This window comes from Bradyrhizobium sp. CIR48 (genome assembly GCF_014198315.1).
Classification (GTDB): Bacteria; Pseudomonadota; Alphaproteobacteria; order Rhizobiales; family Xanthobacteraceae; genus Bradyrhizobium.
Window position 1 is genome coordinate 1 of record NZ_JACIHG010000029.1, and the last position, 5,664, is coordinate 5,664.

Below are 5,664 nucleotides of genomic sequence, written 5' to 3' on the forward strand. Positions count from 1 at the left end.
TCCACCAAATCCTGCACGGGGACAATGGCCCCTGAAAGCAGCATCGTCATGTAACCGCGCTCGGCGATCTGCACCATCTCCGGCGGCCGCTTGGCACGATAGGCGGCGATCACCCCGTTGGTCACCTCGTCATAGTTCCCCTTGGCGACCGCGACGACCGTGTACTTGTCCTGCGACTTGTTGAACTTCTCGACCAGCTCATTGAGCCGGTCGCCGAGGACGCCACTCATGGCGTGCCACCACTGGACCTCGACCCGTGCCTGCGCCGGACCAACCAATGCCAACGCGCCGAACAAGGCCGCAATGAATGCGACTTTCCTACCCATGGGCAGCCCTCCCTCGCCGGGCAAAAAGACCCGGACTATACATTTGTATTTTTATCATGACATATGTGTCGAGATGATGAAAGAGGGTCGAATGCCCTCTCCTACGCAGGCAGCGCCGACGTTGGATGCAAGCCGTGCCTGGGTACGCCCGGTCCAGCTGGCAATGGGGCTACGAAGCGCTTCTGATTGCCCGACCGACCTTCTGCAGGGCCTCGAAGGCTCGAAAGCGCCGATCGGCCCAGTCTACGAGAGCGGCCTGGGGTCGAGAGATGTCTCCCAGAACCGACATCGCCTGCATCGCCTCGCCGAGATTGCCATGGTCGCCCGATGCAACTGATCCAAGCATCGCGGAGCCGAGCAGGACGGCCTCCGGGGATGCCGACGCAGCCACCGTCAAACCCGTCATATCGGCGAGGACTTGCCGCACAAGGCGGCTCTTTGCGGCGCCACCGCTGACCACGATCGTATCGACCGCGATGCCCTTGTCCTGCTGGGCGCGAACGATCTGCCTGGCCCCGCAACCGAGACCGCACAGCCCGGCAAGATAAAGCGCCAGCAGGCTCTCCAGATCCGAGCGCATATCGAGCCCGGCAATCAGCGCACGCGCGTCAGGGTCCGCGAACGGCGCGCGATTGCCGAGGAATTCGGGAACGACATGAACCTCGCCGACCAATTGCGGAATCATTCCGTCACCGCCGCGGGATTCGGTTTCCGAGGCAAGCCAATCGGCAAGCGTCTGCTGCTTCTGGCGTGCAGCCTGCGTCGCTTGCGCGGAATGCGGATGCATCTGCAACAGATGCTCGATGGCAGCGCCGGCGGCCGACTGCCCGCCTTCATTGAGCCAAAGCCCGGGCACCATCGCGGAGAAATAAGGTCCCCAAACGCCGGGGACGAAGGACGGATCCGGCGTGGTCGTCATGGTACAGGCGGACGTTCCGAACACATAGGCCATGCGCGTCAGCACCGTGCCCGCGTGGCCGCGCGCGCCCACCGTACCAACGCCGCCGGCATGTGCATCGATGAGGCCGGCAGCGACCGGCGTACCCGTCGCGAGGCCGAGATCGGCCGCAGCCTCCGCCGTCAGGCCCGCCGCCAGCCTCGTTCCGCCGGGCACGATCTCGGTGCCGATCCTGCGGAACTGCTCGTCCGCCAGCACGCCGAGGCCGACCCTGCGGAAGAATTGATCGTCCCAGCGGTTTTCATGACCCAGATAGGTCCACTTGCAGGTCACGGTACAGATGGAGCGAGACAGGCTCCCCGTCGCACGCCAGGTGAGAAAATCGGTCAAGTCCATGAACTGCCACGCACGGGAAAACGTGTTGGGCATGTTTTCGGCGAGCCACAAGAGTTTCGGCGTCTCCATCTCGGGTGAGATCGTTCCGCCGACATAGTCAAGAACCGTCTCGCCCGTCTGGTTGATCCGGCGCGCCTGATCGCCGGCGCGGTGATCCATCCATACGATGACGTTGCGAGCAGGATCGCCGGACGGGCCGACGGGCAGCGGCGCGCCCCCTTCGCCAAGCACCACCAGCGAGCAGGTCGCGTCGAAGCCGATGCCGGTGATGCTGTCCGGCGCGATGCCGGCCTGTGCCACCGCTCCACGCACGCTGCGGCATACGGCACGCCAGATGTCCTCGCTTGAGTGCTCGACGATGTCGCCGGCCTCCCGCCAAAGTGCGATGGGGGAGCTGTCACTCGCCATCAGCCTGCCGGAGCGGTCGAACACGCCGGCCCGTGCGCTGCCGGTGCCGACATCGATGCCAAGAAAATGGCGGTCATCGGATTGTTTCGTCATCTGGATCGCCAATCGGAGAATGCTACAGATCGTTGCTCTGCGGCAGAATGACGAGGTCGCGGATGGTGACGTTTCTCGGACGCGTCAACATAAAAAGCACCGCCTCTGCGACCTCCACCGGCTGCATCAAGCCACCTGCCGCCATTTCTTCCTCGATCTTCTCCTTGGGCCAGTCCTTGATAAGCGCGGTCACAACCGGACCTGGCGCAACGGCACCGACGCGCAAACCGTATTTGGCGACCTGTCGGCGCACGGTATGCACGAAAGCCTGCACGGCGTGCTTGGACGCAGTATAGATCGGCTCCCAGACGACAGGGACAAGACCGGCGATCGAACTGGTGACGATGATGTCGCCGCTCTTGCGCTCAACCATGTGCGGCAGCACCGCATGAATCGACCGGAACAGCGCATTGATGTTCAAATTGAGCATGCGATCCCAGGCGTCGGGATCGCCCGCGAGCACCTCGCCGCCGACATAGGCGCCTGCGTTCGCGTGGAAGATGTCCAGCTGTCCCGCCTTCTCCAGCAATTGAGGCATCATGGCTTGCATGCTCACGGGATCGGTGAGGTCGATGCGTAACGGAATCGCCTGATCGCCCAGCTCGACGCAGGCTTTGCTCAGCGCCTCCTCCGCCCGATCGATCAGCACCACCCGCGCACCCGCGCCGATCAAAGCTCTGGCGCACTCGAGACCGATGCCCGATGCGGCGCCGGTGATCGCGGCAACTTTTCCTGCAAGTTCCTGGGCCAAGGCTTGTCCTTTTCTTGTTCGAGTTATTCAAGCTCGGCCATGGGAGAGGCGTGAGCGTCGTGCCAGCGAATCGACGATGACCGCAATGGCAAGGACCGCGCCCGTAATCATGTACCGTAGCGACGAGGAGAGATCGAGCAGCGTCAGGCCGCTCGCGATGGACTGGATGACGATGACGCCGAGCAGTGCGGAATAGGCGCTCCCGCGACCGCCGAACAGGCTCGTGCCGCCGATGACCGCGGCGGCGATCGCGTTGAGATTTACATCCCCGGTCCCGGCCTGCTGGCTGGAAGATGCCAGCCGCGCCGCGGCAAGAATGCCGCCGGCCGCCGCCAGTGTGGAGCACAGCACGAACGCGGTCAGATAGACCCGGCGAACATTGATGCCGGCCCGGCGGGCCGCCTCGCGATTGCCGCCGACGGCAGACATCGAACGGCCCCATTTGGTCCGCGTCAACGCGTAGTTCATCACCACGCACAGGCCGACGAACAGACCGAACATCCACGGAATGCCGCGGCCGAGATTGAGATAATAGACGACGAATTCGAGCATGACGGTGACCAGCAGCGCCTTCAGCACCATGCGGCCGAGCGAACTGGCCGATAGCCCCGCCTGCCGCCGGCGCAACGCTGTGCGGTAGCTGGTCACGAACACCACAAGGCTCGCAACCGCCGCCAGCACGTAGGACACGATTGGCGGCATGACGAGCATCTGCCCGAAATTGACCAGTGGCGATCCGTACGGAAGGTTGATCGAGCCCGATGAGCCGAGCAGATACAGCTGCAGGCCGAGCCACCCCAGCAGGCCGGCCAGCGTCGAAACGAAGCTCGGCATCCCCAGACGATTGAACAGAAATGCGTAAAGCGCGCCGATGGCGGCGCCCAGCACCAACGCCGTGACGATCGCCACGGCGACCGGCCAATCCTGACCAACCCAAAGCACGCCAACGAGCGCCGAAGCGAACCCGCTCACCGAGCCGACCGAGAGATCGATCTCGCCGACCATCAGGATACAGACGATGCCCAGCGAGATCACGCCCACCGTCGAGCAATCGAACAGCAAATTGACCAGATTGTTCGGCGCCAGAAAAACAGGGTTGAGACTCTCGAATGCCGTGCAGATGACAATGAGCCCGACGACCACCGGCAGCGAGCCGAGATCGCCCGACCGCACGCGATCCACAAACGCGCTGAACATGTTCCCAAATGTGTCCGTGTGCTTGACGCGCTCGTCACTGCGATCGAGCGGCCGCGTCATCGAAACCCGTTGTGCGTTGTCGGTCATCGGCCAAGCTCCGGCGACTGATGCGCGCGGCGCCGGCTGGCGCGGCGCGAGACCGAGTTTTCGTCCGCACCGGTGATCGCGGTGACGAGATCCTGGTTGGAAGCGTCGGGCTCGAATTCGCCGTTGTTGCGGCCGAGGCGCAGCACCACGATCCGGTCGGCGACGGCGCGGACGTCCTCCATGTTGTGGCTGATCATGATGACGCCGAGGCCGCGGGCGCGAACGCGCTCGACGAGGTCCAGCACCTCGGCGGTTTGGGCGACGCCGAGCGCGGCGGTCGGCTCGTCGAGCAGGATGAGCTTCGGCTCGGTGAGCAGCGAACGCGCGATCGCCACGGTCTGGCGCTGTCCGCCGGAGAGCGACGCAACCGGCTCGCGCACGCTCGGGATCCGCGCCGACAATTCGTTGAGCAGCGTCCAGGCGCGGAGCTCCATGGAGACCTCGTCGAGCCGCATCGGATTGAGCTCGCGGCCGAGGAAGATATTTGCGACCACATCGAGGTTTTCGCAGAGCGCCAGATCCTGAAAAACGGTGGCGATGCCGAGGCCGAGCGCAGTGGACGGATCGGACAGGACAACCGGCTCGCCGCCGAAGGCGATCGTTCCAGAACTGGGCTGGTGCACGCCGGCAAGGATCTTCACCAGCGTGGATTTTCCAGCACCGTTGTCGCCCACGAGCGCCACGACCTCGCCGGCATGCACGTCGAGATCGACGTTGGTCAGGGCGGACACGGCGCCGAAATGCTTGGAAATTCCGCGAAGACTCAAGACCGGTTTGCGCGGTCCGCCTTCCGGGTGATCGACATCCGAGATCATGGTCATGTCCCAGTCCGCCCTCTCGTCGTTCGTCCCGGCCGCCGCGAGCGGCCGGGACGGACGCAGTTACTGCGTGATGCCGAGCTTCTTACAGCCGGCGGCATAGCGGCCCGTGCAGAGCTGATCGGCCGTCTGGATCTTCTTGTCGATGATCTCAGCCTTCAGGTTCTCCTGCGTGACGACCGCCGGCACGAACAGCTTCGATGGCGCATTGAAGAGTGTGGTTTCCGCCTTGGGCGTCTCGCCGGAGAGGAATTTCACCGCGGCTTGGGCCGCTGCAGCGGCCACGATCTCGCTGGGCTTGGAGATCGTGTTGTACTGATCGCCGGCGATGACGAGCTGAAGCGCGGCGATCGTCGCATCGTTGCCCGTCACCGGCGGCACCGGATCGACGCCTGCGGCCTTGAAGGCGGCAATTGCGCCACCGCCGGTGCCATCGTTGGCGGCCACCACGCCGAGGATCTTCTTGCCGAAGCGGGTGACCTGGCCGCTCGCCCATTGCTGCGCCTTCGGCGGCGCCCAGTCCGGCGTGTCGTATTCGGCGAGAATCGGATAGCCGCTCTTATCAAGGCCCGCGTGGATGCCCTTCTTGATGAGGCCCGCAGCGGCATCGGTCGGCGATCCATTGATTTCGAGCACGCCCTCACCTTCCTTCGCCGTGACGTTGGCGGCCTTCAGATGCTTGATGAGCGA

5 protein-coding genes and 1 pseudogene are annotated in these 5,664 nt (G+C 64.2%); all 6 read right to left on the bottom strand.

Annotated elements, in window-relative coordinates; all coding sequences use genetic code 11:
* Nucleotides 1-326: pseudogene (locus GGD66_RS40950) on the bottom strand (ABC transporter substrate-binding protein); the annotation flags it as partial.
* A 169-nt stretch (nt 327-495) separates the two neighbouring features.
* Entirely contained in the window at nt 496-2,121 is a 1,626-nt protein-coding gene (locus GGD66_RS40955) for an FGGY-family carbohydrate kinase (protein WP_183233459.1), read from the bottom strand.
* Nucleotides 2,122-2,143: 22 nt separating this feature from the next.
* Nucleotides 2,144-2,872 (bottom strand): SDR family oxidoreductase, encoded by a 729-nt coding sequence (locus tag GGD66_RS40960; RefSeq protein ID WP_091952277.1) that lies wholly within the window; start codon nt 2,870-2,872, stop codon nt 2,144-2,146.
* Between the two features lie 27 nt (nt 2,873-2,899).
* Nucleotides 2,900-4,156, bottom strand: coding sequence for a sugar ABC transporter permease (locus GGD66_RS40965; RefSeq protein ID WP_183233460.1), 1,257 nt, complete (start codon nt 4,154-4,156; stop codon nt 2,900-2,902).
* The gene (locus GGD66_RS40970; protein ID WP_183233461.1) at nt 4,153-4,977 is read right to left on the bottom strand and encodes an ATP-binding cassette domain-containing protein; all 825 of its coding nucleotides are present in this window, start codon (nt 4,975-4,977) and stop codon (nt 4,153-4,155) included. The genes GGD66_RS40965 and GGD66_RS40970 overlap by 4 nt, the downstream gene beginning before the upstream one ends.
* 60 nt (nt 4,978-5,037) lie before the next feature.
* A partial coding sequence (locus GGD66_RS40975) for a substrate-binding domain-containing protein (protein ID WP_183262258.1) occupies nt 5,038-5,664 on the bottom strand: 627 nt, incomplete at its 5' end.

Bases quoted from the DNA above. Each gene is read 5' to 3' on its own strand.
- GGD66_RS40955 (WP_183233459.1), bottom strand. From the start codon at position 2,121: ATGACGAAACAATCCGATGACCGCCATTTTCTTGGCATCGATGTCGGC.
- GGD66_RS40965 (WP_183233460.1), bottom strand. From the start codon at position 4,156: ATGACCGACAACGCACAACGGGTTTCGATGACGCGGCCGCTCGATCGC.
- GGD66_RS40970 (WP_183233461.1), bottom strand. From the start codon at position 4,977: ATGACCATGATCTCGGATGTCGATCACCCGGAAGGCGGACCGCGCAAA.